The organism is Methylobacterium tarhaniae (genome assembly GCF_001043955.1).
Taxonomy (GTDB): Bacteria; Pseudomonadota; Alphaproteobacteria; order Rhizobiales; family Beijerinckiaceae; genus Methylobacterium; species Methylobacterium tarhaniae.
Map to the genome: position 1 here is coordinate 1 of NZ_LABZ01000326.1, position 1,731 is coordinate 1,731.

The following is a 1,731-nucleotide window of genomic DNA, read 5'->3' on the forward strand; positions in this document are numbered from 1 at the left end:
GGTCGGGGTGGTGGTGGTGTAATGGCTGCCGCTGGTCACGCGCGGGGCGGCCGGGGGGATCGCGTCCACGGTCAGGCTGATGGAGTTCGCATCGGCCGATTTGTTGCCGGCGGCGTCGATGGCGTGGGCGGAGATAGTGTGGACGCCGTCGATCAGGGCGCTGGGCACCTCGACAGAGAAGGTGCCCGTATTGCTCGCCGTGGTGGCGCGAAACGGGTTGCCGTCGATGAGGAGGATGATTTCGCTGCCGGCCTCGGCGGTGCCGCTGATGGTCGGGGTGCTGTCGTTGGTCAGCGTGCCGTCGACCGGGGCGGTGATGACCGGGGCGTCGGGAGCGATGGTATCGACCGCGACGGACAGGCCTGTCGTGGTGAGGCTCGACGGATCGAGCAGGGCCCGGGTCGGCAGCGTGCTCAGGAGAACCGTGACGCCGCTGTCACCCGTGTTGCTGGCGAGGAGATCGGGCCGTCCATCCGCGTTCAGGTCGAGCACGGTGAGCGCATAGGGCGTTTGGCCCGCCATGTAAGACGCGGCGGCCTGGAAGGTGCCGTCGCCGTTGCCGAGCAGAACCGAGATGTCGTTGCTCGACCGATTGGCCGTGACGAGGTCGAGCTTGCCGTCCTGGTCGATGTCCACCGCCACGACGGCGCCGGGGCGTTTTCCGACGGCGAAGTCGGCCTTCGCCTGGAAGGTGCCGTCGCCGTTGCCCAGCAGGACCGAGACGGAGTCATCTCGTCTGTTCGCGACGACGAGGTCGCGCGTGCCGTCGCCATTCACGTCCATGGCTGTCACGGATCTGGGAGCGGCTCCCACGGCGAAGTCGACCCTCGTCTGGAAGGTGCCGTCGCCGTTGCCGAGCAGGACCGAGACGGTGGTTCCGTCGCCGTCGTCGGTGTTGGTCGTCACGAGGTCGACCTTGCCGTCCCCGTTCAGGTCTGCTGCCGCCAGGGTGGTCGGGTATGCGCCCGTCCTGAAATCGTTGTTGGCCTTGAAGGTGCCGTTGCCGTTGCCCAGCAGGACCGAGACGGTGTCACCGTCCTGGTTGACGACGAGAAGGTCGCGCTTCCCGTCGCCGGTCACGTCGATGGCCGTCACGGCGGAGGGATTGTCTCCCACCGGGAGGTCGACCTTCGTCTGGAAGGTGCCGTCGCCGTTGCCCAGCAGGACCGAGACGGATTCGCCGGTCGCGTTGGCGACGAGAAGGTCGAGCTTGCCGTCTCCGTTCAGGTCCGCCGCCGCGACGGCGACCGGACCGTCTCCGACCGTGTGCTTGGTCTCGGCGCCGAAGGTGCCGTCGCCGTTGCCGAGCCTGACCGAGACCGTGCCGCCGATGTAGCCGGTGGTCATGAGGTCGAGCTTGCCGTCGCCGTCGATGTCCGCCGCCTCAACGGAATAGCTGAGATCCGTCCCGTCGTAGAAGGACGCCTGGTACCCGTCCGGCGTGGCATGCTCGACGATGGCGCCGGCCAGGGCGAGGCTGCTCGCCTTCAGGTCGGCGGTGTCGTCCCCGACCTGCACCGTATAGGTGAATTGCAGCCCTGACGCGTCGAACCCGGTATAGCTGGCGGTCGCGCCGTTGCTGAGCGTGAGGCTCGGCAGCGCGCCGCCCTGCGCCAGGGTCACGCCGGTGACGGTCTGGGCCGTGGCCAGGGTGATGGCCAGGCTGTCGCCGGCCTTGAGCGGGCCGCTGCCGGGCTGCGGGCGCGTGATGCTCGCGCCGGTGAAGCCGAA

1 protein-coding gene is annotated in these 1,731 nt (G+C 68.7%); it reads right to left on the minus strand.

The window, feature by feature from the left end; all coding sequences use genetic code 11:
• Window positions 1–1,731: FG-GAP repeat domain-containing protein (locus VQ03_RS31235; RefSeq protein WP_167376145.1), on the minus strand; the 1,731-nt coding region annotated here is incomplete at both ends.